The following is a 24,520-nucleotide window of genomic DNA, read 5'->3' on the forward strand; positions in this document are numbered from 1 at the left end:
AGTCCTCCGGCTGGCGGGGGAGCGGAGCCCTTTCGAGAGCCTTGACAGCTGGACGGCTTGCAACAAAATTCGTTGCATGGAAAGTGAACGCAGTGCAGACCAGGGATCCGAGCCCCCCGTGGAGAGGCTCCGCGATCAGGCTCGCGAGGCGGTGGAGCACAGCTCGTACCGGCAGGTCGCGCGCCAGGCGGGGATCAGCCCCGAGACGCTGCGGCAGTTCATCGAAGGCTCGACGCCGTACGAGCGCACCCTGGACCGGCTGAAGGGCCTGCTCGCGCGCGACGCGCCACAGGTCCCGTACGGGTCCACCGCCCCGCCCCTCCCGTTGTACGGGAGCGCCCCCTTCGCCGGGCGGAGCTACCCCACGGGAAGGCGGGCGCGCCCCTCGCCGCCTCGCGCCGTGCGGAGCAGCGAGGACGCGGAGCGCGTAGCCGTGCGGCTGCACTCGGCGCGCAGGGCCTTCGAGTCCGACGCCGAGCTGGCCGACTTCCTGGGCGTCGACCGCGCCCAGCCCGCCCGGTGGCGCGCCGGGCAGGTCCCCGACCCCGAGAACCGGGAGCGCCTCGTGGCCCTGGACGTGGTGATCGAGCTGCTGAGCGGCTACCTGAGCCTCTCCAGCATCCCCAAGTGGCTCCACGGCGTGAACGCCCACCTGGGGAACCGCCGCCCGATCGCCGTGCTCCGCGAGGGGAGCCTCTCGGAGGTGGTCGCCGCCATCGAGGCCGAGAAGAGCGGCGCGTTCGCGTGAGCACGGGCGAGCGCGTCCTCTGGCGCGTCTTCCCCTGGGACCCCCTGGCGGCGGAGGGCGAGCGGTTCTCCGCCGCCTTCGTTCCCGCCGGGCAGGGGAGCGGCCGCTTCGACCTGCCGGGCCGGTCCTCCGGGGTGCTCTACCTGGCCGAGACGCCGGAGCACGCCGTGGGCGAGCTGATCCAGCGCTTCCGCAACCAGCCCGCGCCGCTCGACGCCGCCGACCTGGTGGTGGCCGGGCACACGCTGGCGCTGGTCCGGGTCTCGGTGGCGCCGGCCGTGGCGGGGCGGGTGGCGGACCTCTGCGACCCCGGGCTCCTGGCGCGCCACGGCATCCGCCCGGACGACACCGCCGCCCGCCGCCGCGCCACCTCGCAGGAGGTGGCCGCCGGGCTGCACGCGGAAGGGTACGTGGGGCTGCGCTGGTGGTCGGCCTTCTTCGGCGAGTGGCACACGGTGGTGCTCTTCCGGGAGCGCGCCGGGGCGGGAGCGCTCGCGTACGCCGCCCCCACCGCCCTGGGCCTGGCGCATCCCGCCGTGGTGGAGGCCGCGCGCAGCCTGGACGTTCCCCTCCCCTGAGCCGCCGGCCGGCCTACTGCGCCGGCGCCAGGCGGTAGACGCGGCCGTTGCTGGAGGCCACGTACAGCTCGCGCCGGGCGTCCTCGCCGAAGGAGAGGATGTTGCCGACGTCGCCCACCTCCCAGGCGCGGCGGTCGGTGGCCTGGCCGCCCGCGTAGCGGAAGCTGCGGATCCACCCCGCGCAGTAGTCGCCGTAGAAGTAGCGGCCCTGCAGCGACGGCATGTCGCTCCCGCGGTAGACGAAGCCCCCGGTCACCGAGCAGGCGCCGCCCTCGTGCGGGTACTCGAGCGCGGGGATCACCAGCCCCGCTTGGCTGCACCCGGTGGAGGGGCTGAAGCAGTGCGCCCCCTCCATGACGTTCCAGCCGTAGTTGAGGCCGGCCTGGCCGGCGGGGACCACGTTGACCTCCTCCCACGCGTTCTGCCCCACGTCGGCCAGGTAGAGGAGGCCCGCGTCGAAGGCGAAGCGCCAGGGGTTGCGCACGCCGGTCGCCCAGATCTCGCCGCGCCTGCCCGCCTGCCCCACGAACGGGTTGTCGGGGGGGACGGCGTACGGCTGGCCGGCGGCGTCGACGTCCAGGCGCAGGATGTCGCCCAGCAGGGTGGCGGGGTTCTGGCCGTGCCCCAGCGGGTCGCCGCCGCTCCCCCCGTCGCCCATCCCCACGTACAGCTTGCCGTCGGGGCCGAACATCACCAGCCCGCCGTTGTGGTTGGCGAACGGCTGGTCGATGGCGATCACCAGCTGCGCGCTGGCGGGGTCGGCGCGGTTGGGGTCGGCGCTCACCCGGTAGCGCTCGATGCGGGTGTTGCCGGCCCGGTCGGTGTAGTCGACGTAGAAGAAGCCGTTCTGGGCGTAGCGCGGGTGGAAGGCCACGGAGAGGAGCCCGCGCTCGCCGCCGCTCCCCACCTGGGCGACGATGTCGAGGAAGGGGGTGGCCAGGAGCTGCCCGTTCTGCACGATGCGGATGCGCCCGGGCTGCTCGACCACGAAGAGCCGCGGGTCGCCCGCGGGCGCGGCGACGTAGACGGGCGAGGCGAGGCCTTCCGCCACCACCACCGCGCGCAGCCCCTCGACCACAGGTGGGGGCGGAGGGGGCGGCGGGCCCTCGCCGGAGGGGTTGGAGCAGGCGGCCGCCAGGAGCAGGAGCGCGAGGGGGCGGGTCATGACGTCTCCTCCGGGAGGTCTTCCACGTCGTCCGGGTCGTCGTGGGGCGCGAGGGTCTCCAGCAGCAGGCGGGCGTCGCCTTCGCGGTGCCAGGGGACCATCACCTGAGCGCCGTGCAGGGAGGGGCCCTGGTACCCCGCCCCGAAGATCCCCAGGTGCGCGCCCGTCACCCGGGCGGGGATGCCGGCCTCCTGCAGCGTGGCGGCGGCGAACTCGGCCTCGAGCACGCCTCCGTAGCTGGCCACGATCACCCAGGGCGGTCCTGCCTGGAACAAACGGCCTCGTGGAGCGGGGTCCCGTCGCGCGGAGCTCGTTCGAACGTTAGCCGCGCCCCCGCCTTTGCGTCAAACCCCGGTGCGAAGTGCGAAGTGCGAAGTGCGAAGTAGCGGGCGCGTCCGCGGAATCTGTCGGGGCGTCCGCGGAAGCGGTGGGGAATGCGGGTGAACCCGCGGCTGGAACCACGGAAAGCCTCGCCGACGGCCCTCGGCATGGACACGAGGTCGGCGCGGGCGAGGCTTCACTTCCCATCTCGCCTCGAAAGGCCGGCGCTGGTCCCGACGCACCTCGCACCTCGCACTTCGCACTTCGCACTGCCGTTCTCACGCAGTCACCAGCTCGGCCTCCGCCCGCGCGGGGAGCAGGTGGGCGATGGAGTTGGCGTAGTAGCGCAGCACCGCCGTCTGCGTGGGGACGGCGGAGAAGAGGCCGTCGGCGTCGAGCACCAGGTGGCGCAGCGTGAGCATGCGCAGGCCCACCACGATGGCGTAGTCCAGGTCCCTGCGGGGGATGTAGACGCGCGCGCCCGCCGCCTCCAGCTCCTCGATCAGCTCGTGCACGCGCGCCTTGAGCTCCAGCTCGCTCAGGGCGGCGCCGGGCTCGCGCACGAACACCGCGGCCACCAGGGGGACGGGGACCACGGGGATCACCGCGCCCACCGCGCGCATCAGCTCGGCGCCCAGCTCCGCCACGGCGGCCATGCGCTCCTCCTTCGGCAGCCCGCGGAAGTCGATCCCGCGCTCCGCGCAGTACGCGCGCATGGACACCGGCGTGCCGAAGTTGGCGCAGGCGTAGCCGAAGCGGTGCCAGCGGCTCCTCGCCGCCAGCAGCAGGTTGTGCCCGACGAAGCGGAGCGTGTTGACGGCGGCCCGCCCGGACCCCGGCTTCCTGCGCCCCGGCTCGAGGTCGAGGAGGAGCGTGCGGTCCTCCAGCACGCGGTCGTAGTTGATGCCGACGGGGATGAACACCAGGTCGCGCCCGCCCTGCGGGTCGAAGGCGCGCAGGATGTAGTCCAGCAGCCCCAGCTTGGGCCGCCGGAGCCGCCCGTCGCGCGAGAGGCCGCCCTCGGGGTAGACGGCCTGGGTGACGCCCGACGAGGTGGCCATGTACACGTAGCGCTCCAGCACGCGCCGGTACAGCTCGTCGCCCGAGTCGCGGCGCACGAAGTAGGCGCCCATGGAGCGGATGAGCATGTGCAGCGGCCAGATGCGCGCCCACTCGCCCACCGCGTACGAGAGCGCGGCCCGCTCGCTGGCCAGGTAGCCCACCAGCACGTAGTCCATGTTGCTGCGGTGGTTCATCACGAACACCACCGTGGACCCCTTCTCGATGCGGTCCAGCCCGTCGTCGTCGGTGGAGGCCAGGCGCACGCGGTAGAGCATGCGCGCCACCTTGCGGGCCAGCCAGTAGCCCACGCGGAAGTACAGGTAGGCGTTGAAGGAGGGGACGATCTCGCGCGCGTAGCGCTCCACGCGCGCCATCACCACCTCGCGCGGCATGGCGTGCGCGCGGGCGTACTCGCCGGCCGCCTCCTGCACGCGCGCGTCGTACAGGAGGCGGTCGACCAGCACCTGGCGCTTGGTGAGGTTGAACTGGGGGATCTCGATGCGCAGCCGCGTGTTCAGCTCGTCGATCACGCGGTTGGTGCGCTGGCGGACGACCCAGCGCGCGCTGGGCACCATCAGCCGGTCGAGCGCCGCCCAGGCCGCGAGCACGGCCATCACGGCGAAGAGCCAGACGGGGACGCTGACGCTGCCGCCCACCGGACGCCCTTACGTCTGCAGCTTCTGCCGCAGCAGGGCCGCGATGCGCTGCTCCAGGCGGCCGGTGGTGGTGCAGTCGCGCGCGTCGGAGCTGGTGCCCTGGTTGCCGCGGGCGGTGGCCTCGATCACCGTGCGCACCGAGGTGGCGGCGCCCGAGGGGGACAGCGTGGTGCGCACCGCCATCTGCACCCGGAACTCGTCGGCCGCGGAGCTGCCGGTGGCGGTGGCGCCGCAGGAGAGCCAGTACGACATCGGCTGCCCGGCGAAGCGCCGGCTCACCACCAGCCGCCCGTGCCCCACAGTGCGCGTGGCGGGGTCCTGCCCGGCGTCGGCGATCCCCAGCTCGGCGTAGACCTGCGGGAGCACGTCCCACACGCGCTGGAGGGGCGCCCCCACCTCTTCGGCCGGGGCGAACTCGCCGCGCGTGCGCACCACCGTCTGCGCGCCCGACGTCTCGACGCCGGCCGGCGTGGTCGAGGTGGCGACGCCTCCCGTCGAGGTGGCGCAGGCCGCCAGCGCCAGGAGGAGCGGGGAGAGGAGGATCTTGCGCATGGTCCTTCGAAAAACAGGGTGAGGGGCCGAGCGCGGTCGGCGCGAATGGACCGCTTCCGGCCGGAAGCTAGGGGGACGGGGCGCCCGGGACAACCGGGTTCCCGCGGGCGGCCCCCGCGGGCCCGGGAAGTCGTCCCGAGTCGTCGGACATCAATCGTGCACTTCGCACTTCGCACTTCGCACTTCGCACTTCGCACTTCGCACTTCCTTACACACGGCCGCGCTGCTCGTCGGGCGCGGGACCGCCGCGCTCCGCCACCGCCGGGCTGGGCGCGGGGGCCAGGAAGAAGGCGCTCTGCAGCCCCGCCGCCAGGGCGCCGCCCAGGAGCGGGCCGGCCCAGTAGACCCAGTGGTCGGTCCAGGCGCCCGAGGCCAGCGCCGGGCCCAGCGCGCGCGCCGGGTTCATCGCCGCGCCGGTGAGCGGTCCGATGGCCATGATGTCGAGCGCCACCGTGAGGCCGATGGCCACCGGGAACACCGACTTGGGCGCGCGCTCGTCCACCGCGGTGCCGAAGACCACCAGCACCAGGAAGAACGTCGCCACCGCCTCGATCGCGACGCCCCGCAGCGGATCGACCGTGGGCGCGAGCGCGGGCGTGCCGCCGGCCACCGGCTCGCTGCCGAAGAGCGCGGCGATGAGCGCCGAGGCCAGGAAGGCGCCCGCCACCTGGGCGGCCACGTAGAGCGCGCCCCGCGGCGGCGCCATCCGCCCGGTGACCACGAAGCCGAAGGTGACCGCCGGGTTGAAGTGCGCGCCCGAGTGGTGCGCCAGCGCGGCGATCATCACCACCAGGGCGAGCCCGTGCGCGAAGGCGACGGTGGTGAGGCTGGCGGCCTCGCCCGCGTTGATGGCCAGGATGCCGGCGAAGCAGAGCGCGAAGGTGCCGATCGCCTCGGCGGCGAGGGCGCGCGAGGGGGTGTCGGGACGGTCGGGCATGGTCGGCTGGTCGGGGATCGGGGGGAGGACGAACCGCACGGCTACATCAGATTAAGCCCGGCCGCGCCAAAATCCAGATCCATGGCATCAGACGTCCACCTCGACCGATCGTACCGATCCGGAAAAACATCTAAAGCCTCACGCAGAGTCAGCAGAGAACAGCGAGGAACTTCTCCGTTGACTCTGCTGACTCTGCGTGAGACATGCAGTTGTTTTTCACGGCTCCGGCGTCTCGGTGGGGTCGGCGGTGAGGGTGGGGTCGTGCATCTGCCCCAGGAAGAGGAGCGCCCCCGTGCGGTCGTCGCGGACGGCGAAGAGGAAGGGGCGGTCGGCGACGAAGGGGACGGGCGGCGGTGGGGCGCCGGCGGTGTCGGCGTCCACCCCGACCCCGGTGGCGGCCGCCGCCTCGGTGCCCTCCTCGTTCACCTCCACGAACGCCTGCTGGTGCACGCGCCCGATGAACGGGTTCGGCCGCCCGGCGAGCGACTGCGGCGCGAACATCTCGTGGAAGTCGGCGCGCGTGTGGTCGAAGGCGTCGCGCACCCCCATCGCCTGCAGCGCGGGCGCCAGGTCCAGCGCGCCGCGCCATGCGAAGCGCGGGAGGGTGAGCGCCACCGGCGCGGGCGGGAAGTTGCGCAGGTACACCTCCCACTCCGCGGCGGAGAGGGCGCCGATGAACGACTCCAGCGTGGCGCCCGAGTCGGGGAGGAAGACGTACAGGGCGAAGCGGCCGCCCGCGTACGGCAGGCGCACGGCGCGGAACCCCGCCGCGTCCAGGTAGCCGTACTCGCCCGTGCGCGACATCATCGGCGCCCGCACGGTGCGACCGTCCTCGCGGCGGAAGGGGCGCGGCCGCGTGGCCGCCGGGTCGAACTTCTCCGCCCACGCCCCCTTGAACCAGACGGCGTTCAGCACCAGCAGCAGCGTCTCCGGGTCCGGCGGAAAGGAGAGCCCGGGGATGCGCCCGTGCGTGGCCTCGCCCACCCACTCGTAGATGCGCCGCTCGCCCGACGGGTCGCCGAAGTCGACGGCGTCGACCTCCGCCCCGTAGTCCTCGCGCCCGCGCTCCAGGAACGCGGGGGCGAGCCGCGCGTGCGCCGCCGCCCACAGCGAGGTGGCGACCTCCAGCCGCACCGGGCCGCTCCGGTCGAGCGCGGCGCGCAGCGCGCCGTTCGCGCGGGCGACCGTGTCCGGCGCCGCGCTCCCGAAGCCGAGCGCGCGCGCCAGCTGGTCCCGCGTGCCGTCCGACGCGCCGTGGTAGGGGAGCGCGAGCGCGAGCCCCGCGGACGCGGGCGACACGAAGGCGTTCGTTCCTGGCCGCGTGTAGGCGATCTGCCGGAACAGCTCGATCCCGAAGCCCGCGTACGAGGCCCGCGCCGCCCACCGCGCCGTCGACTCGTCCAGCGAGTCCATGCGGGCGCGGCCCGACGGGCGGCCGCCGCCGTCGCCACACGCGGCCGCGCCCGCGAGCAGCAGGCAGATCGGGAGAGCGCCGAGGCGTCGCAGTGCGAGAGTCATGGACGGGGAGGCGGGAGAAGAGTCCGGGACGCGAAAGGGCGCCCGCCCCGGTGCGAGGCGGGCGCCCCGAATTTCGGGCGGCGTCCGGCGCGCGCGCAAGAACGCGCGTCAGTCCGCCGGCTGCGACCCCGACTTGCTCCCCGAACGCCCTCCGCCGCGCGTGCCGGACGACGAGCCCCCGCCCGAGCCGGACGACGAGCCTCCACCGCCGCCGGACGAGGAGCCCCCGCCCCCGCCGGAGCGCGACCCGGACGAAGACCCCGTCCGCGACGAACGCGAGCCGGACGAGGAGCCCTCGCCCGAGGAGCCCGTCCCGCCCGACGAGGAGCCCGACGCGCCGGAGGAAGAGCCGCCGGAAGAGCGGTCGGCCGAGGAGCGCGTCCCGCCGGACGAGCGGCCGCCGGAGGAGCGCGTGCGGCCGCCGCCGCTGGACTTGCTGCCGCCGCCGCCCGAGGAAGAGCCGCGGCCCCCGCCCTCGCCACCGCCGCTCCCGCGCGAGGAGGAGCCCCCGCCTCCGCCGGGCGTCCCTCCGCTCCGCGACCGCGAGCCGCCCGGGCTCGGCGCCCCGCCGCCGGCGGACTTGCGCGCGCGGGGGGTGACGGCGACCTCGGCGTGCACGGCCAGCGCGGGCTCGATCTCGAACTCGCCGCGGGCGGGGGCGCGGCCGGTGGCGGCCTCCAGCACCTCCACGGCGGTGCGGTCGGCGGCGCGCTCCACGATCTCGCGCGCCTCGCGCATCAGCGTCTCCATGTGGCCCAGGAGCCGGCGCAGCTCGTTGGCCTCGCCGGGGGTGAGCTGCGGCGTATCCTCGGCGGGCCCGGCCTCGGTGAACACCAGCACGTCCACCAGCCCCATGGTGGCGATCTTCGCCAGCGTGCCGTAGTCGGGCTGCGCCTCGCCGTTCTCCCACTTCGACACGGTGGAGCCGTCCTCCAGCCCCAGCGACTCCGCGAACTCGTCCTGCGTCTGCCCCAGCCGGGTGCGGATCCCCCGGATCGTGGTCCCGACGAGCCGTTTCGGTAGCAGCCTGATCGCCATCTCGTCCCGTCCTCCCTCTCGTCCCGACACCGTGAGCGCGCTTCGTCCAGTTGCGACGGCCCGAACGCATTTTCGGGGCCGGAGCGGGGCCGTTCCGGGGTCAGGCGCCGCCTCGCGCGGACAGCGCCGCGAGCGCCGCGCGCTCCAGCACGTCCACGGACACGGGGAGGCAGTCCTCGCAGATGTCGAAGCGCGGGGAGTGGTGCGGGTGGACGGCGCCCTTCTCCTCGCTGCGCGCGCCGACGAAGAAGTAGCAGCCGGGCACCCTCAGCAGGAACTCGCCGAAGTCCTCGGCCGCCATCGTGCGCACGTCGGAATCCGTCCGCACGCGCTCCGGGCCCACCACCTCCTCGGCGGCGCGGCGCACCAGCTCGGCCAGGCGCGCGTCGTTGATGGTGGGCGGCGTGTCGAGGTGGTAGCGGAACTCGTACGCGGCGCCCAGCGCCTCGCAGACGCCCGCCGTCACCCGCTCCATGCGGCGCGGCAGCTCCTCGCACGCCTCCACGTCGAAGGCACGCACGGTGCCGGCCAGGGTGGCCGTGTCGGCGATCACGTTCCACGCGCTCCCGGCGTGGAAGGCGCCCACGGAGACCACCGCCGAGTCCAGCGGCGAGGTGTTGCGCGACACGATGCTCTGCAGCGCCACCACCACGTGGCTGCCGACCAGCACCGCGTCCACCGTCTCCTGCGGCATGGCGCCGTGCCCGCCCCGGCCGCGGACGGTGATCTCGAACTCGCCCGCCGAGGCCATGAACGGCCCCGGCACGACGCCGACGACGCCGCTCGGCAGCCCCGTCCACACGTGCAGCCCGAGCGCCTGGTCCACCCCCTCCAGCACGCCCTCCCGCACCATCCGCAGCGCGCCGCCGCCGCCCTCCTCGGCCGGCTGGAAGACGTACTTCACGGTGCCGCCCCACCGATCGCGGCCGGCCGCCAGCCGCTCGGCCACCGCCAGCCCGATCGCCACGTGCGCGTCGTGCCCGCAGGCGTGCATCAGCCCGTCGTGCGTCGAGGCGAAGCCGTGCGCCGTCTCCTCGCGGATCGGGAGCGCGTCCATGTCCGCGCGCAGCAGCAGCGTGGGCCCATCCCCCGCGCCCCCGCGCAGCGTGCCCACGACGCCCGTCCCGGCGATCCCGGTCTGGACGTCGTACCCGGCGGCGCGCAGCCGCCCGGCGGCGATCCCGGCGGTGCGGTGCTCCTGGAACCCCAACTCCGGGTGCCGGTGCAGGTCGCGGCGGGTGGAGATCAGCAGGTCCAGCTCGGCGGTGGCCATGGGCAAGTGCGAAGTGCGAAGTACTAAGTGCGAAGTGCGCCGGCGATTCGTGTCCGCGCGCGCCGTCGTCCCGCAGGGGCGGGGCCTGCCTCGACTGCCGCGTCTCCACGAGAGCCGCCCCGCGCGCGGATGACGGCCTTGCAGCCTCCGCAGGAGGCTTCCTGCCGTTGTTGCTGCGGTTTCAACCGCCCGGACGAATGCCGCCCAAACCGTGCCGAATCCCCCCGTGATCTACCCCACCGCCGCCTCCGCCGCCTCCGCGCCCGCCAGCGTCTCGCGGAGCCAGAGGAGGAACGGGTGCATGGCGCGGAAGGTGTCGAGCATCCAGGGAAGCACGTCGTCCGGTCCGTCCCGCACGTCGCGCTCGCGGATGACGATGAAGCTCTTGAGCTTGATCACGCCGATCAGCGGCGTGTCCTCCGAGTAGCCGCGCGGGGGCCGCTTGAGCCGCTGCTCGTCCCAGATCCCGCCGAACGCGCGCTTGAAGTCGCGCCTGCGCAGGATCTTCTCCAGCCGCTCCGGGTGCTCGGCCACGTGCTCGCGGATGCGCGCCAGCCGGTCCGCGTCGGGCATGTAGACGCCGCCGGCCGCCATCAGCACGCCCTTCTCGTCCACGTGGAAATAATAACCCGGGTCCGGCCCCTTGCGCCCCCGCTCGCCGATCGACGCGCTGAAGGTGGTCTTGTACGGCGTCTTGTCGCGGCTGAAGCGCACGTCGCGGTAGATGCGGAAGACGCAGTCCTTCGGGTCCACCCACCGCACCGTGTCGTCCCACTCGGCCACGCGCGCGATCACCTCGCCCACGAACGCGCAGAACTGGTCGCGCAGCGCCTGGTACTCGGCGCGGTGGGCCTCGAACCACTCCCTGTGGTTGTTCTCCGACAGCTCGGCCAGGTAGCGGGTGAGGCGGGGGAAGTCCATCGGGCGCTCCGGGACCTGCGGCTCTCGTGGGCGAAAAAGCTCCGGCCCCGCGCCGGCGCTGCGCGGGGCCGGACAATCTGCGCGGGCCGGGCGCGCCGCGCGAGGCCGGCTCACCCGGAGATGACTCCGCCCGCGGCTTCAGGAGGAGGCCGGCCGGGCCGCCGCGCATTCGGGGACGCGCTGGGCCGGCGCGGTGTAGCGGGCCACCAGGCTCAGCGCCCCGGCGTACTCGAAGAACCGGATGTACTCGCAGAGCTTCGCGCGCACGGCGGCCGGCTTCGCGGGGGCCTGGCGGTCGCCGATCAGGTAGATCCAGTAGGCGACCGTCGGGTGCCGCACCTCTTCGGCGACGAATCCCTGCGTCTGCAGGTAGTCGATCCGGTCCAGGGCCGTGAGGAGCCGGTCCAGCCCGTAGACCACGTGGCGCTCGTCGTCGGTCAGCACCCGGTTCTGCATCGAGGCGTCCAGCGCCTTCACCATCAGGCTGTCGGTGACCGCGAAGCACCGCCCCCGCGCGTCCGCCGCGGCCTCCTCGCGCGCGCAGACCCGCGGCTGGTTGTACTCCAGCATCAGCAGGGCGTCGCGGACCTCGGGCTCGGCCTCGAACGACTGCAGCAGCTCCGTGAAGTACTCCAGCCGCTTCCAGCGCTGCTCCTCGCGGTACTCGTTGAGCCCGAGGCCGAACGCGGCCAGGCCCCCGACCAGGGTCAGCAGGTGGAGCCACTTCTCCGGATCGCGGAGCCACTGCCGGATTCCGCTGTCCATGGCGTTTTCCTCGCTCGAGGGAGGTGCGTTCCGTCCGGAGGGGATGCCGCGTGGGAGAGGTGAGGTGCCGGGCTCCCGCCGGCGCGGGGGAGGACGAAGGTGCTCAGCGGTGCGGCCCCAGGTGCGAGCCGGTGCCGGTCAGCGCGGCGTCGGCGTACGACAGCGGGCGGTAGAGGTAGTAGAGCGCCGGCGCGCCCGCCGGGAAGATGACGTATGCGCGGCCGTCGCGCTCCCACACCTCGCGGCGGGCGCCGCGGAGCCAGAGGTAGCTGCCCAGGTAGATGGCGAGCGCCGCCAGCAGCAGCGCGGCCGTCCTCGCCCTACGGCGCATCCGCGCTCCCTCCCGGCGGCTTCGGCTTCCGCGCCGCGCCCGCCAGCTCCGGCAGCCGCATCCCCTGCTCCGATTCACCGATCAGCCGGTCGAGCCGGCGCAGCCGGGTCTCCTCCTTCTTCGCCTCCATCACCCAGAAGACGGCCACGCGGCGGTAGCCGGGGGGCTGCGCCTGGAAGAAGTCCCACGCCTTCGCGTTCGCCTGGAATCTCGCCGCGAGCCCGGCGTCGAACTCCTTGGGCCGGTTCTCGTACGAGTACAGTCCCGACCGCCGCGGGTCGCGCTCGTGGAACTCCTTCAGCCCGGGCGCGGCCATCCGCCCGGCGCGCTCCAGCTCCTCGGCGCGCCTGAGGTTGACGGCGCTCCATACGCTCCCCGGCCTGCGCGGGGTGAAGCGGATGGTGTAGCTGTCGTCGTCCACGCTCTTGCGCACCCCGTCGATCCAGCCGAAGCAGAGCGCCTCGTCCAGCGCCTCGTGATACGTGATGCTGGGCTTCCCCGAGCCCTTCTTGTAGAACCCGACCATCAGCTCTTTGGCCGCGGCGTGGTTCGCCTCCAGCCACCGCCGGAAATCGGCTCCCGATTCGAAGAACGTGATCTCCATGCCACACGCAGCCTTCAGCATGGGTCAGCGGAAAACACTCCGCCCGATGTGAGCCACACCGGGCGGATGAACAGGACGTGATCCCGCTACTGCAGCTGCTTCAGCGCGTCGCAGGCGGCTTCTTCGCGGTACAGCATCATCAGGTTGCGGACGATGCAGACGCCCAGCCAGCCCATGGCGGAGTTGGGGCCGCTGTATCTGCGGAATTGCTCCACCTGCTGCTGGGGGACCTCGCCTTCGTAGACGTAGAGCTCCACGTCGCTGCCGTTGATGGTCCCGCCCGCGCCGTCGATGGCGTCGATCATCTTGAACTCCTTGCGGGCGCCGCGCACGAAGCCCACCTGCTCGGCGTGGGCCAGCGTGAGCTTCTCGCCCGGAGGCGGCACCACCACAGTCGGTGCGGCGGCCGTCGGCGCGGCCTGCGGCTGCCCGGCGGGCGCCGGCGCGCCCTCGGCGGGAGCCGCCGGCGCCGGAGCGGCGGGCTGCGTCTGCGTCGTCGTCTGCACGTCGCCGGACGGCTCGTCGGAGCCGCGGCACGCGCCCAGCGCGAGCGCGCACGCCAGCCCCAGGAGGGCGGCGCCCGTTCGCGCCTGCGTGGCTATCACCTTCATCTTCAGCCTCTCGATCATCGATTTCCTGCTCCGGTCGCCGGGTCTGCTCGAACGCTGCCCATAGATCCTTCGGTCGCCGCCCAACATCGTGCGTTCAGCGGTTTCGGAGCAGCGGCTCCCTCAGGATGACAGTCTTGGGGGACCTCCCGGCTTCCCCTGGTTACGGAGGTCAGCCCCGCGCTCAGCGGTCGCGCTCGAGCATGTGGCCCGCGTGGGCGGCGTGCCCGCGGGCGGCTTCCTGCACCGCCTCGTTGCGCTCGGAGCGCTCGTACTCCTCGCGGATGCGCGCCATCATCTCGTCGCGGCGGTGGTAGAGGCGCCGGGGCTCGCGCGGCGGGTGGTTGTCGAGCGCGTAGGCGGCCAGGATCGGCAGCGCCACGGTCGAGTCCAGGTAGCACACCACCGCGTCGGGCAGCCGGTCGGGGTCCACCTTCCCCCAGCTCACCGCCTCGGCCGGGGTGGCGCCCGAGAGGCCGCCGGTGTCGGGACGCGCGTCGGTCACCTGGAGGAAGTAGTCGTGGCCGCGCTCGTCGATCCCCATCACCTCCTGGATCTGCGGCTCCGTCTGCAGCGCGAAGTTCTTGGGGCTGCCGCCGCCCAGGATCCAGATCGCCGACTTGCCGCCCGTGCGCTTGGCGTCGAGCACGATGGCCGCCGTCTCGTTCACGTCGGCGTTCACGTCGAACACCAGCCTGTTCCCCTGCAGCGCCTTGGCGGCCACGTTCATCCCGATCGACGAGTCGCCGGGAGACGAGGTGTAGATCGGCACGCCGTACTCGTACGCCGCCGCCAGCAGCGACTTGCGCCCCTGCCCCAGCTCCTCCTCGCGCGCGGCGACGTACTTGCCGCAGAGGAAGTGGAACTCGGCGGTGGACATCGGCCGCTGGAACTCGGGGCTGGCGATGATCTGGCGGAAGAAGGCGTCGGTGTCGAGCAGCACCGAGTAGTCGAAGAAGATGTCGTAGATGCGCACGACCTCTTCGTCGCGCAGCACGGTGTCGGAGACGTGCGGGTTCCCCTGCTTGAGCTCCAGCCCGATGCCGAAGTGCGTGTCGTGGTACAGGTTGGCTCCGGTGGAGATGATCCAGTCCACGAACCCCGCCTCGATCAGCGGGATCAGCGCGCTCATCCCCAGCCCCGCCGGCGTGAGCGCCCCCGTCATCGTGAGCCCCACGGTGACGTCGTCGTCCAGCATCTTCCTGGTGAGAAGATGGCAGGCCTCCCTGAGCCGCGCCGCGTTGTACGCCTGGAACGTCCCGTCGACGAGGTCGGTCACCGAGAACCCGGCAGTGATACGAGCGGGCTCGATCCGCTTCCCCGATAGGAACTTGCTCTGCGCCATCGCAATTAGTCCTTGGTGTTTTAGTGCTTAGTCCTTAGTGCTTCGCCGTCAGTTTCCCGCCCATCCAGGGGGACTGGCGCGCGAGCCGTTCGGAACGTCTATTTTGTGCCGGGTACATCCTCTTCCCCCCACGACCCCATTCCTCCCGATGAAGATCGACCGTTTCGAAGAACTTCTCGTCTGGCAGAAGTCCAAGGATCTCGCACTCGCAGTGTACCGGCATACAGATGTAGGCTCGTTCGCGCGAGACTTCGCCCTTCGCGACCAGGTTCGTCGCGCCTCGGTATCGGTGATGTCGAACATCGCCGAAGGCTTTGGCCGCTACACCAAACCCGAGGTTCGCCGCTTCCTCTCAATCGCGCGTGGCTCTGCGGCTGAGGTCCAGAGCCAGCTCTATCTTGCTCGCGACCTCGGTTATCTCTCCGGGAGTGACCACCGTGCCCTGAACGCCCTCTGTCTCGATGTTGCCCGGATGCTCTCTGCCCTGCGCTCGTCCCTCGCCCGCCCCACTAAGCACTAAGGACTAAGGACTAAGGACTAAGGACTAAAACACTTACTCCCCCGCGTGCTTCTCCGGCTCCGCCGGCGTCGTGGGATCGACCGTCGAGGGCGCCTCGCCCGGCGCCGGCTGCGTCCCGGGGCGCGGCGTGCGCGGATGGAAGCTGACCGCGCCGTGGATCTGGCGGCGGCGCGCGCCCCCGTTCGGGCGGACGGGCTCCTCGCGCTTCTGATCGCAGAGGCGCTCGTGGCACTCGACGACCACGCGCGCGACCTCTTCCGGCGAGTCGGTCACCCGCAGCAGGTTCACGTCGTCGGGCGAGATCTTCCCCTCAGCCAGGAGTGGGTCCTTGATCCAGTCGATCAGCCCCCGCCAGTAGTCCGAGCCGTAGAGGATCACCGGGAAGTCGCGCACCTTCCCGGTCTGGATGAGCGTGAGCGCCTCGAACAGCTCGTCCAGCGTCCCGAAGCCGCCGGGGAAGATGATGAACGCCTCGGCGTACTTCACGAACATCGTCTTCCGCACGAAGAAGTAGCGGAAGTTGATGGCCAGGTCGACGTACTCGTTGATCGCCTGCTCGAACGGCAGCTCGATGTTGCAGCCGATGGAGGGCGCCTCCGCGTCGCGGGCGCCCTGGTTGGCCGCCTCCATAATCCCCGGCCCGCCGCCGGTGATGATGCTGAAGCCCGCCTCGCCCAGCAGCCGCGCCGTCTCGCGCGCCGCCTGGTAGAACGGGTCCTCGGGCGGCACCCGCGCCGAGCCGAAGATGGTGACCGCGGGCCCCACTTTGGCGAGCGCGTCGAACCCCTCCACGAACTCGCCCGTGATCCGCAGCACGCGCCACGGGTCCGACGAGGTGAAGTCGGGCGCCGCGGGCCGCGTCGACGGCGACTCGAGGAGCTGCTCGTCCTCGGTGGCCACGCCCATCCGCGCGGCGCGGTTGAGCGTGGGGTTCTCCTGCCCCCGGCGCTCGGGCTGGTGGTGTACGGCCATCACAATGTGAGCCGGTGGTTGGGACGCGCGCGCCGCCCTCGCGGAAGCGCCGGGCGGGCGACAAAATAGAGCACCGCGGGTTCCACGCAAAACCGGGGCGCGGAACTGCCAGTGCGAAGTGCGAAGTGCGAGAGTACGAGACTGCGGAACGAGCCGGTCGGTCCCAGGCGATGTCATCCCGAGGGCGCGGTAGCGACCCGAGGGATCTACTCGACGGTTCTGGTGGCTGGCGGTCCGAGCGGAGCCGCCGCCACACCTTCGGCATGAGACGGAAGAGAGGCGCGAGTGCGGAAGATAGGTGAGGCGGGGCGGTGGAGGCGGGCGGCGGTGCTGGCCTGCGCGGCGGCGGTCTTCGCGGCGTGCCGCGACCGGCCGCGGGAGGAGCCGGCGGACGGCGCGCCGCAGGCGCCGCCCGTGCCCGGCAGGCAGCCCACGCTGCAGCTCCAGATGCCCGGCGAGCTGGGGTGGAACCAGACCGACACCGTGCGCGTGCTGGTGGCGAACGCGACCGGCGCGCCGCTCCGGGACGCCGTGCTGAACCTCTTCGTCCAGGCGCCCGCCGAGCTGGTGGTCGACTCCGCGGCGCCCGACAGCCTTCGCCCCACGCTGGCCTCCTCGGACGGGGGCACGCGGGTCGGCTTCCCCGTCGCCACGGTCGAGCCGGGGCGCACGGCGGGCTTCATGCAGGCCGTCCGCACGCCCCCCGCCCCCGCTCCGGCGGCCGCCGCGCCGGGTGCGCCCGCGACCGCGCGCGGCAGGCAGCCGGCGCGGCCGGACACGCTGCCGAAGCGCTACCTGGTGCGCGCCTGGCTGACCACGCGCGACGGCGCGCCGCTGGGGGCGTGGGTGCAGGACACGCTGCGCATCATCCCGGGCTCGGAGGTGGTGGTGGGCGGGTGCGGCAACGTGGGCGACGTGGCGGTCACGCGCTACGGCATCGGCCCGGTGCGCATCGGGATGACGCTGGAGGAGCTGCGCACCATCTGCCCCGAGGCGCGCGACACCGCCTGGCGAGGCGAGGAGGGGGCGGCGGAGCGGGGCGCCGTGGCCGTGCCGGGCGGCCGGCGCGTGCTGGCCGTGCTCGCGGGAGACAGGGTCGCGCGCATCGTGGTGGAGCAGCCGGGGCTCCGGACGGCGGCGGGCATGGGCGTGGGCTCCACGGTGGGCGACCTGCGCGCGCGCTACGGGCGGATGTGCGCGGGGGCGGCGGAGCGGCGGGTGGCGGTGTGGTTCCCCAACGCGCCGGGGATCAGCTTCGGGCTCGACACCCTCGCCACCCGCCGGTGGGACCTGGCGCGCGTGCAGCCCGACTCGGTCCCCGACGACGTGGCGGTGGGCTCGTTCTGGGTGCGGCAGGGCGCCGACGACTGCACGGATGGAGGAGCGCGATGAAGATCCCGATGGCCTTCCTGGCCGACGAAGCGAACATCTCGCAGGAAGGGAAGCTGAACGTGATGGGGATCTTCGACCGCATCGCGGCGATGGACTTCCCCGTGGTGCACCCGCGCATGGTGTTCGCCTTCCGCGTGCACGCCGAGTTCGGCGACACGGGCCGCGTCTACCCCGTGCAGGTGCGGCTCGCCAGCGAGGACGGCGAGGTGATGTTCGAGGCGATGGGCGAGATCAACGCCCCGATCGTGGCGCCGGGCGAGTTCAGCACCGCCAACCAGGTCTTCACGCTGGTGGGCGTGCAGTTCCCCCGCCCCGGCCTCTACAAGTTCGTGGTGAGGATCGACGGCGTCGACCCGCACGAGACCCCCTTCATCGTCTCCAGCCCCGCCCGCGACCCGGAGCTGAACTGACGCGCGGAAGGGATCTTCGCGCGCCGCGGGATCTTCCCCCCCCGGGTGTGGTTGAAGCCTCGCCCGCACAGGCCTCGCCCCCGCACCGAAGGCGGCCGGCGAGGCTTTCTGCGGTTGTTGCCGCGGCTTCAGCCGCCCTTCACCACCGCCCTATTGGGGCACCTCCGCCCCCGCCTGTCCCGCGCGCGCCCGGCACGTCCCACCCGACAGCCCGACCTGCGGCGGCTCGCGGAACTCGCAGGTAGAGGCGAGACCGCGCCTGCGGTTGTATTCGTCTTCCGCGCGCGCCAGCTCCGCCAGCTTGGCGAACAGCGCCGCCGAGTCGGTGGCGGCCGCGCAGTAGACGACGTACTCGCGCGGGCCGCCGCAGGGACGGCTCCCCACCGGCGCCGTGCGGCACTGGGCGCCCTCGCGGCACCCGTCCGCCCGCGCCAGCGCCCTCGCCTCGCGCTCCAGCCGCGCGATCCGCGCCGAATCCGATTCCTGCGCGTCGTCCGGCTGCGCGTCGTTTGCCGCGGCGGGCGGGGCGGGCGCGGCGGGCGGAGGCGGCGCCGTCTCCCCTCCCCCGTCTCCCGGCCCCGGCGCGGGCGCGCACGCCGCGAGCGCGATGATCCCCCATCGAATCGCGAGCTTCATCGTCTCCTCCTCTTGCAGCGAAACCGATCTGCCGATCGACCGCCGCGAGAATCGTGCATCACCGCTACGTTGGCGCGCGCACCCCGGCATCGGCGCACCCGCGGCAGGCCCCTTGCGGCGCCCGCGGCGGGCGCCGCATCATCCCGAACCACACCATCAAGCGAACGCTCGTCCGGCGCGGCAGCCCGCGCGGACGACGACAGGAGACACCGATGGCCGCCACGGAACCGACCCTCGACTCCCTTCTCCAGGAAGACCGCACCTTCCCGCCGCCGCCGGAGTTCGCCGCGCGCGCCCACGTGAGCGGCCCCGAGGTCTACGCGCGCGCCGACGCCGACCCGGAGGGCTACTGGGCCGGGTGGGCCGAGCAGCTGCACTGGTTCCGCCGCTGGGACCGGGTGCTGGAGTGGGAGCCGCCGTACTCGCGGTGGTTCGTGGGCGGCACGCTGAACGCGGCCTACAACTGCCTGGACCGGCACCTGGACGGCCCCCGGCGCACCAGGACGGCGTTCCTCTGGGAGGGCGAGCCCGGCGACCGGAAGTCGTTCACCTACGAGGAGCTGCACCGCGAGGTGGCGCGCGCCGCCAACGCCCTCAAGCGGCTGGGGGTCCGGCGCGGCGACCGCGTGGCCATCTACCTGCCGATGATCCCCGAGGCCGCCATCGCCATGCTGGCGTGCGCGCGCATCGGCGCCCCGCACTCCGTGGTCTTCGGCGGCTTCTCGGCCGAGAGCCTGCGCGACCGCATCCGCGACGCCGAGGCCCGGGTGCTGATCACCGCCGACGGGGGCTACCGGCGCGGCGGCGTGGTCCCGCTCAAGCGCGGCGCCGACGAGGCGCTCGAGGAGGAGGGGGGCTGCCCCAGCATCGAGCGCGTCCTGGTGGTCCGCCGCCACGGCGCGGAAGGAGAGACGATCGGCGGCGCGCGGATGACGGAGGGGCGCGACCTCTGGTGGCACGAGGCGGTGGGGCACGAGCCGGCCGAGTGCCCGGCGGAGGAGATGGACGCCGAGGACCTCCTCTACGTCCTCTACACGTCCGGCACCACGGGGAAGCCGAAGGGGATCATGCACACCACCGGCGGCTACCTCACCCAGTGCTACGCCACCACCCGGTGGGTCTTCGACCTGAAAGACGACGACGTCTACTGGTGCACGGCCGACGTCGGCTGGGTGACGGGGCACTCGTACATCGTCTACGGCCCGCTCGCCAACGGCGCCACCGTGCTCATGTACGAGGGCGCCCCCGACGCCCCGGACCGCGGGAGGTTCTGGAAGCTGATCCAGGACTACCGGGTGACGATCTTCTACACGGCGCCCACGGCGATCCGCGCCTTCATGAAGTGGGGGACCGAGTTCCCGGAGAAGTACGACCTGTCGTCGCTCCGCCTGCTGGGCACGGTGGGCGAGCCGATCAACCCCGAGGCGTGGGTCTGGTACCACCGCCACATCGGCGGCGGGCGCTGCCCCGTGGTGGACACCTGGTGGCAGACCGAGACGGGGGCGATCATGATCACCCCGCTCCCCGGCGCCACCACCACCGTGCCCGGCTCGGCCACCACGCCCTTCCCCGGCATCCGCGCCGACATCCTCACCCTCGACGGCAGGTGCGTGGACGTGGGCGGCGGCTTCCTCGCCATCCGCCGCCCCTGGCCCTCCATGCTGCGCGGCATCTGGGGCGACCCGCAGCGCTTCGTCGACACCTACTGGTCGAAGTGGGCGGGGAAGACGGTGGGCGAGGAGGGCGACGAGCAGCCGGGCGAGAGCGTCTACTTCCCCGGCGACGGCGCCAAGCGCGACGAGCGCGGCTACTTCTGGGTGATCGGCCGCATCGACGACGAGCTGAACGTGGCCGGCCACCGCATCGGCACCATGGAGGTGGAGTCGGCGCTGGTGGACCACCCCGCCGTGGCCGAGGCCGCCGTGGTCGGCAAGGCGCACGAGCTCAAGGGGCAGGCCGTGGCCGCGTTCGTCACGCTCAAGGAGGGGCACGAGCCCACCGACGAGCTCAAGCGCGAGCTCGGGCAGCACGTGGTGCGGAAGATCGGCGCCATCGCCCGCCCCGACGACATCCTCTTCGCGGCGGACCTTCCCAAGACGCGCTCGGGGAAGATCATGCGCCGCCTGCTCAAGGACATCGCCGAGGGCCGCGCGCTGGGCGACACCACCACGCTCGCCGACCCCTCCGTGGTCTCCCGCCTCAAGGGCGAGTACGAGGCCCGCGAAGGGTGACGGGCGGGTCCGGGGCCGGAGGCGAGCCGCCGATCGACTACCGGCGGCTCTACCGCGAAGGGGCGGCGGCGTACGACCGCCTGGTGAGCGCGGAGGACGCCGACGGCAGCCTCCTCCCGGCGCTCGCGGCGGTGGCGGAGCTCGCCGGGGCGCGGGTGCTGGAGGTGGGGGCGGGGACGGGACGGCTGACCCGGCTGCTGGCCCCGGTGGCGGGGCGGATCGTGGCCACGGAGCGGTCGTGGCCGATGCTGGACGTCGCGCGCGGGCGGCTCCCGGAGGCGGGGGGCGCCCGCTTCTGCTGCGCCGAGGCCGGGGCGCTCCCCGTGCGCGGCGACTGGGCGGACCTGGCGCTGGCGGGGTGGGTGTTCGGCCACTTCCTGGAGTGGATGCCGGACGGGTGGCGCGGCTCCGTCGCGGCCGCCCTCGCGGAGATGCGGCGCGCGCTGCGCCCCGGCGGGACGCTGGTGGTGCTGGAGACGCTCGGGACGGGCGCCGGCGCTCCCGCGCCGCCGACGCCGGACCTCGCGGAGTACTACGCCTGGCTGGAAGACGAGCACGGCTTCGCGCGGCGCGAGGTCCGCACCGACTTCGAGTTCCGGAGCCACGAGGAAGCGGTGGAGCTGGTGCGCTTCTTCTTCGGCGCGGAGCTGGGCGAGGCGGTGCGCCGCGGCGGCGGCCGGCGCGTGCCGGAGTACACCGGGCTCTGGTCGCTGCGCACGTAGGCGCGCCGCCCCGGAAGAGAAGCTTCCGCGCGTGCGCGGCGCGGCGCATCTTCCCTTTCGCGCATTCTCCTGCCGCCCGCCCGCGTCCCCATCCCCGGGAAGTCCCCCGTGAGTCCGGAGGCGATCATGGCCGTCCATCGCGAGGAGTTCCTCCTCCTTCCCCACCTCTCGCACGACAGCGCGCTGATCGCGTGGGGAGCGTTCTTCTTCGACCCGGAGCCCGACGGCGAGCACGAGCTGATCGACCACGAAGACCTGGCCCGCCCTGACATCGGACGCAGGCGCGGGTGCATCGGCCTGGAGACCGAGAGCTACGGCGGCGCCACCGTGCGCGTGACGCGCCTGGCGGCGGGCGGCGCCCCCGCCGAGACGCGCGACCTCCCGGTCCCCGGCGGCCGCAACCACCTCCTGGTCACCGGCCTGCGCCCCGACACCCGGTACGCGTACGAGGTGCGGGTGGACGGCAGGCCCTGGGGCGCGACGCCGTCGGACTTCGCCCGCGAGGGGAGCGGGCGCGACGTACGGCTCTCGCCCGCCGCGTGGCGCTACCGCAACGAGTTCACCACCTTCCCCGACCCCCACGGCCCTCCCGTGCCGGTCACCTTCGCCGTGCTCGGCGACCAGGGGAGCGGGAAGCAGGAGCAGTACGACGTCGCCGCCGCGCTCGAGGCGGCCGTCGACCGCGGGGAGGTGCGCTTCATCGTCACCACCGGCGACAACGTCTACGCGCAGGTGAAGCACTCCGGGCTGCTGGGGCTGCTCGAGACGGGAGTGCGCATCCTCACGAAGGACCTGCGGTCGAGCGGGAACGAGGACGACGACTGGTTCGCCACGTTCTTCCTGCCGTACCGGCGCATCATCAACCGCGTGCCGGTGTTCCCCAGCCTGGGCAACCACGACCACGCCGAGACGGAGAACGAGGCCGACCTGGCGCAGCACATCGACAACTTCTATCTGGCCGAGCGCTTCCCCCGGCTGGCGCCCCGCTGGAAGGGCCCGGACGGCCGGTTCGAGACGATGTTCTACCGCTTCCGCTGCGGCCCCGACCTGGAGATGGTGGCGCTCGACACGGGGCGCCCGAGCACGGAGCCCGCCTTCGAGCGCCCGCAGCACAAGGCGTTCATCCAGGAAGTCCTGGGCGACCGCTCCCGCGGGTGGAAGATCCCGTACAGCCACCATCCGCCGCTCAGCGTGGGGCCGAACCACCCCCACGAGCCGAACGTGCAGAACCTGGCGAACCTCTTCACCGGGCTGGACGGGTTCCGCCTCTGGCTCTCCGGGCACGAGCACAACTTCCAGCACCACCGGATCGGGGATATCCACTACGTGGTGAGCGGCGCCTCGGGGAAGCGGGCCAAGGGCGTCGACAAGCAGCGCGTGCACCCCGGCGCCTCGTGCTGCCACGGGGATGCCGCGCACTTCCTGCTGGTCACCGTCGACGGCCCGCGGCTGACGCTGCGCGCGATCGGGACGGACGGGCGCCTGATCCCCACGAAGCCGCTGGCCGACCTCCCGCCCCACCCGGCGCAGATCAACCTCACGCTGTAGCCGGGAACCGGGCTGGGCGACACGACGAACGCTCGCCGACAGGCTCGACGAGGGGCTCGGCGACGGCCGAAATGCGGAAGGGGCGCCAGCATACGGCGCCCCTTCCGCATTGTCGTACCGGCCACACGAACTGTCGGCCCGGGGTCGAGCCGGCATTTCAGGTCAGACGGAGTGCGAAGACGGAGACACGCCCATCTAATCGGTGGACGGACCAGCAGCCGCGGTCCGCCGACCCTGGTGCAGTGAACCGGACATCGAACGGAGGGGATCATGCCAGACGCAGACAGCAGCGCAGTTCCGCAGGATCGCGAGGCACGCGAAGCTCTGGCGGAGATCGAGAAGGAGCTCGGCGGGGCCACCGTGGCCCGCGAAATGGTCGATCCGCAGCAGGCCTGCGCCACCTACCGCCGGATCCGTCCCTGGCTGGAGCGGGCACTCCCGTGGATCGAGCGGGTGTCGCGGCAGCTCGCGGAGGCCGTCCGCTTCCTGATGGGCATCGCGGACACCCTCTGCCCCCGCGCGTAGCAGAATGCTTCGCGCCGAAACCGGTGGGACGGCGCGCGCCGCCCCACGAGCTCGCGGTGCGCCTCGAACGGGGTGTGCCGAGCTCTTGCCCAGCCGTGCTCCTGAACGCGAGCGCCGGGCCGCCTGTCCGGCACCGGCGATGCGGGGTAGATTGCGGCGCTTCCGCCACCGCTCACCCGCGCCCCGGCCGCCATGGACCTGCGAGGAGTCTTCGCCCCCGCCACCACCCCGTTCGACCCCGTCACCGGCGACGCCGACCTGGTGTCGCTGCGGGCCAACCTGCGCGCCTGGCTCAAGGCGCCGCTCGCGGGCGTGGTGCTCTTCGGCTCCACCGGCGAGGGGCCGCTCCTGGACGAGGACGAGAAGACGCGGCTGGTGGCGGGCGCCCGCGACGTGGTGGACGGGGGCCGGCTGCTCCTGGCCGGCACCGGCGCCGAGTCCACCCGCGCCACCGTGCGCGCCACCCGCGCCGTCGCCGGGGCCGGCGCCGACGCGGTGCTGGTGCAGCCGCCCGCGTACTTCAAGCCCCTGATGACGCCCGAGGCGCTGCGCGACCACTTCGCGGCCGTCGCCGACGCCTCGCCCGTCCCCGTCATCCTCTACCAGGTGCCGCCGCGCTTCAGCGGGGTGGAGCTGCCCCCCGGCCTAGTCGGCGAGCTGGCCCGGCACCCCAACATCGTCGGCATCAAGGACTCGCACGGCGACCTGCGCACGCTGGGCGCGCTGGTGGAGGCGTGCGAGGGGCGCGCGGCCGTGCTGGCGGGGAGCGGCGCGGTGGTCTACGGCGCGCTGGAGATCGGCGCGGTGGGCGGCATCCTGGCGGTGGCGCTCCTGGCGCCCGCCGAGTGCGCCGAGCTCGCCCGCCTCTACGCGGAGGGGCGCCTGGCCGAGGCGGGGCGGCTGCAGGAGCGGATCGCGCCGCTGCACCGGGCCGTGGTCGGCGAACTGGGCGTGCCCGGGATCAAGGCCGCGCTCGAGGAGCTGGGGCTGCACGGCGGCGCCCCCCGCCCCCCGCTCAAGCCGCTGCGGGAGAAGGACCGCCCGAAGGTGCGCGAGGCGCTGCGCCAGGCGGGGATGCTCCAGGGCCAGCCGGCGTGAAAAACAATCGGCCGCGTCCCCTGACGCGGCCGATTCGATTGAGC

Annotated in this window: 26 protein-coding genes; 10 read left to right on the forward strand and 16 right to left on the reverse strand. The window is 73.2% G+C overall.

Translation table 11 applies throughout. The features are described from left to right. The first annotated feature begins 118 nt into the window (after window positions 1-118). Window positions 119-748 carry a hypothetical protein gene (locus VF746_19720; protein ID HEX8694663.1) on the forward strand — a complete coding sequence of 210 codons (630 nt, stop codon included), beginning with the start codon at window positions 119-121 and terminating at the stop codon, window positions 746-748. Next, window positions 745-1,326: an RES family NAD+ phosphorylase gene (locus VF746_19725; protein HEX8694664.1), complete on the forward strand. Its 582-nt coding sequence runs from the start codon at window positions 745-747 to the stop codon at window positions 1,324-1,326. The genes VF746_19720 and VF746_19725 overlap by 4 nt, the downstream gene beginning before the upstream one ends. Window positions 1,327-1,339: 13 nt before the next feature. On the opposite strand, the gene VF746_19730 is transcribed toward VF746_19725, so the two are convergent. The 14 genes from VF746_19730 to speY form a co-directional block, all read right to left on the reverse strand. Beyond that, window positions 1,340-2,491 (reverse strand): PQQ-dependent sugar dehydrogenase, encoded by a 1,152-nt coding sequence (locus VF746_19730; protein HEX8694665.1) that lies wholly within the window; start codon window positions 2,489-2,491, stop codon window positions 1,340-1,342. Then, a complete protein-coding gene (locus VF746_19735; GenBank protein ID HEX8694666.1) occupies window positions 2,488-2,766 on the reverse strand; it encodes a hypothetical protein in 279 nt (92 codons plus the stop codon). The genes VF746_19730 and VF746_19735 overlap by 4 nt, the downstream gene beginning before the upstream one ends. Window positions 2,767-3,090: 324 nt before the next feature. Then, window positions 3,091-4,530 (reverse strand): 1-acyl-sn-glycerol-3-phosphate acyltransferase, encoded by a 1,440-nt coding sequence (locus VF746_19740; protein HEX8694667.1) that lies wholly within the window; start codon window positions 4,528-4,530, stop codon window positions 3,091-3,093. A 9-nt stretch (window positions 4,531-4,539) separates the two neighbouring features. After that, window positions 4,540-5,082, reverse strand: a complete 543-nt coding sequence (locus VF746_19745; protein ID HEX8694668.1) for a hypothetical protein — start codon at window positions 5,080-5,082, stop codon at window positions 4,540-4,542. 208 nt (window positions 5,083-5,290) lie between these two features. Continuing rightward, window positions 5,291-6,058 carry an aquaporin gene (locus VF746_19750; protein ID HEX8694669.1) on the reverse strand — a complete coding sequence of 256 codons (768 nt, stop codon included), beginning with the start codon at window positions 6,056-6,058 and terminating at the stop codon, window positions 5,291-5,293. Window positions 6,059-6,235: 177 nt separating this feature from the next. Continuing rightward, complete coding sequence (locus tag VF746_19755) at window positions 6,236-7,537, reverse strand: serpin family protein (protein ID HEX8694670.1); 1,302 nt, start codon at window positions 7,535-7,537, stop codon at window positions 6,236-6,238. A 108-nt stretch (window positions 7,538-7,645) separates the two neighbouring features. Beyond that, window positions 7,646-8,575 (reverse strand): helix-turn-helix transcriptional regulator, encoded by a 930-nt coding sequence (locus tag VF746_19760; protein HEX8694671.1) that lies wholly within the window; start codon window positions 8,573-8,575, stop codon window positions 7,646-7,648. A gap of 100 nt (window positions 8,576-8,675) precedes the next feature. Beyond that, window positions 8,676-9,848, reverse strand: coding sequence for an amidohydrolase (locus VF746_19765; GenBank protein ID HEX8694672.1), 1,173 nt, complete (start codon window positions 9,846-9,848; stop codon window positions 8,676-8,678). Window positions 9,849-10,079: 231 nt separating this feature from the next. Continuing rightward, on the reverse strand, window positions 10,080-10,769 hold the full coding sequence (locus VF746_19770; GenBank protein ID HEX8694673.1) for a DUF2461 domain-containing protein: 690 nt from the start codon (window positions 10,767-10,769) through the stop codon (window positions 10,080-10,082). Between the two features lie 138 nt (window positions 10,770-10,907). After that, the gene (locus VF746_19775) at window positions 10,908-11,534 is read right to left on the reverse strand and encodes a hypothetical protein (protein ID HEX8694674.1); all 627 of its coding nucleotides are present in this window, start codon (window positions 11,532-11,534) and stop codon (window positions 10,908-10,910) included. Window positions 11,535-11,637: 103 nt separating this feature from the next. Next, window positions 11,638-11,865 (reverse strand): hypothetical protein, encoded by a 228-nt coding sequence (locus VF746_19780; protein ID HEX8694675.1) that lies wholly within the window; start codon window positions 11,863-11,865, stop codon window positions 11,638-11,640. After that, a complete protein-coding gene (locus tag VF746_19785; GenBank protein HEX8694676.1) occupies window positions 11,855-12,469 on the reverse strand; it encodes a YdeI/OmpD-associated family protein in 615 nt (204 codons plus the stop codon). Before VF746_19785 ends, VF746_19780 begins: the two co-directional genes overlap by 11 nt. 86 nt (window positions 12,470-12,555) lie before the next feature. Then, window positions 12,556-13,098, reverse strand: coding sequence for a hypothetical protein (locus VF746_19790; protein HEX8694677.1), 543 nt, complete (start codon window positions 13,096-13,098; stop codon window positions 12,556-12,558). A gap of 163 nt (window positions 13,099-13,261) precedes the next feature. Continuing rightward, window positions 13,262-14,422, reverse strand: coding sequence for a deoxyhypusine synthase (speY, locus tag VF746_19795; protein HEX8694678.1), 1,161 nt, complete (start codon window positions 14,420-14,422; stop codon window positions 13,262-13,264). A 148-nt stretch (window positions 14,423-14,570) separates the two neighbouring features. Between speY and VF746_19800 the strand changes: the two genes are divergently transcribed. Further along, window positions 14,571-14,942, forward strand: a complete 372-nt coding sequence (locus VF746_19800) for a four helix bundle protein (protein ID HEX8694679.1) — start codon at window positions 14,571-14,573, stop codon at window positions 14,940-14,942. Window positions 14,943-14,975: 33 nt separating this feature from the next. Here the strand turns inward: VF746_19800 and VF746_19805 are convergent, their stop codons facing one another. Further along, on the reverse strand, window positions 14,976-15,914 hold the full coding sequence (locus VF746_19805; GenBank protein HEX8694680.1) for a TIGR00730 family Rossman fold protein: 939 nt from the start codon (window positions 15,912-15,914) through the stop codon (window positions 14,976-14,978). Between the two features lie 285 nt (window positions 15,915-16,199). Between VF746_19805 and VF746_19810 the strand changes: the two genes are divergently transcribed. Together VF746_19810 and VF746_19815 are read left to right on the forward strand one after the other, a co-directional pair. Further along, window positions 16,200-17,306, forward strand: coding sequence for a hypothetical protein (locus VF746_19810; protein HEX8694681.1), 1,107 nt, complete (start codon window positions 16,200-16,202; stop codon window positions 17,304-17,306). Continuing rightward, on the forward strand, window positions 17,303-17,716 hold the full coding sequence (locus VF746_19815; GenBank protein HEX8694682.1) for a hypothetical protein: 414 nt from the start codon (window positions 17,303-17,305) through the stop codon (window positions 17,714-17,716). The genes VF746_19810 and VF746_19815 overlap by 4 nt, the downstream gene beginning before the upstream one ends. A gap of 150 nt (window positions 17,717-17,866) precedes the next feature. Here VF746_19815 and VF746_19820 read toward each other — a convergent pair whose 3' ends face one another. After that, entirely contained in the window at window positions 17,867-18,352 is a 486-nt protein-coding gene (locus VF746_19820) for a hypothetical protein (protein HEX8694683.1), read from the reverse strand. A gap of 212 nt (window positions 18,353-18,564) precedes the next feature. On the opposite strand from VF746_19820, the gene acs reads away from it, so the two are divergent. The 5 genes from acs (at window position 18,565) to VF746_19845 (ending at window position 24,476) form a co-directional block, all read left to right on the forward strand. Further along, window positions 18,565-20,583 (forward strand): acetate--CoA ligase, encoded by a 2,019-nt coding sequence (acs, locus tag VF746_19825; GenBank protein HEX8694684.1) that lies wholly within the window; start codon window positions 18,565-18,567, stop codon window positions 20,581-20,583. Continuing rightward, window positions 20,580-21,305: a class I SAM-dependent methyltransferase gene (locus VF746_19830; protein HEX8694685.1), complete on the forward strand. Its 726-nt coding sequence runs from the start codon at window positions 20,580-20,582 to the stop codon at window positions 21,303-21,305. Before acs ends, VF746_19830 begins: the two co-directional genes overlap by 4 nt. Window positions 21,306-21,431: 126 nt before the next feature. Then, window positions 21,432-22,853, forward strand: coding sequence for a metallophosphoesterase family protein (locus tag VF746_19835; GenBank protein ID HEX8694686.1), 1,422 nt, complete (start codon window positions 21,432-21,434; stop codon window positions 22,851-22,853). 270 nt (window positions 22,854-23,123) lie between these two features. Next, a complete protein-coding gene (locus tag VF746_19840) occupies window positions 23,124-23,378 on the forward strand; it encodes a hypothetical protein (GenBank protein HEX8694687.1) in 255 nt (84 codons plus the stop codon). 192 nt (window positions 23,379-23,570) lie between these two features. Beyond that, on the forward strand, window positions 23,571-24,476 hold the full coding sequence (locus VF746_19845; GenBank protein ID HEX8694688.1) for a dihydrodipicolinate synthase family protein: 906 nt from the start codon (window positions 23,571-23,573) through the stop codon (window positions 24,474-24,476). The last annotated feature ends 44 nt before the right edge of the window (window positions 24,477-24,520 follow it).

Origin of the sequence: Longimicrobium sp., assembly GCA_036389795.1 — a bacterium.
Taxonomy (GTDB): Bacteria; Gemmatimonadota; Gemmatimonadetes; order Longimicrobiales; family Longimicrobiaceae; genus Longimicrobium.